The organism is Pseudomonas brassicacearum subsp. neoaurantiaca (genome assembly GCF_013608025.1).
Taxonomy (GTDB): domain Bacteria; phylum Pseudomonadota; class Gammaproteobacteria; order Pseudomonadales; family Pseudomonadaceae; genus Aquipseudomonas.
Window position 1 is genome coordinate 8,817 of sequence record NZ_VDLV01000054.1, and the last position, 666, is coordinate 9,482.

At 67.6% G+C, this 666-nt stretch carries 1 pseudogene; it reads right to left on the minus strand.

The annotated features are described in order from the left end of the window. Nucleotides 1-666, minus strand: a pseudogene (locus FHK92_RS27920) (contractile injection system protein, VgrG/Pvc8 family); the annotation flags it as partial.

A 666-nucleotide genomic window follows, 5' to 3' on the forward strand; every position in this document is an offset into this window, starting at 1 on the left:
GACCGGGTGGCTGACGCGGGCGGGGAGGGTGCCGCTCATGCGCGGCTTGGGCAGCAGCGCTGGGCGAAAGCACACGGTTTCCGAGTAGGGAATGGCTTGGAAGTGGGCGACAAAGCTGCGGTCGCGGGCCGCTTCGGTGCGCAGGCTGACGATCACCGCGCCGGGCCCGAAGGCCTTCGGCGCGCCGCCGGTGATGTCGAGGCGCTGCGCCGGGGCCAGGATGGCGCTGCTGGTGGTGCCGCTGAGGCGGGTCTGGTCGTTGAGGTAGAGTTCGTGACGCAGGCGGGCGTAGAAGAAACCGCTTTCGCTTTGCAGGTCCTCGTCCAGAGCGTAGCGCTCGCCCAGCACCGTGTAGGGTTCGCCGTAGTGATAGGCCTCGCCGTAGGTGCCCTTGGCACCTCGGGTGTGGTCGACTTCGCCGTCCAGGAAGGCATGGGCCTCGCGGTGATGGTAGGCGCGAAAGTTGATCCTTTGCTCGACCATCCGGTGGGCGGTCTGCAGGTTCCAGACGGCATCCTGGCCATCGGCGGACAAGCCCGACGGCGGGCGGCACGGCAACGTGACGCCGCGCTGGTAGTGCCGCTGGTCGTCGTGAAATTCCACCACGTCGATGTTCAGGCGATCGTCGCTGGTGATGCGGTACCAGATGCCGACATCGGCCAGCAG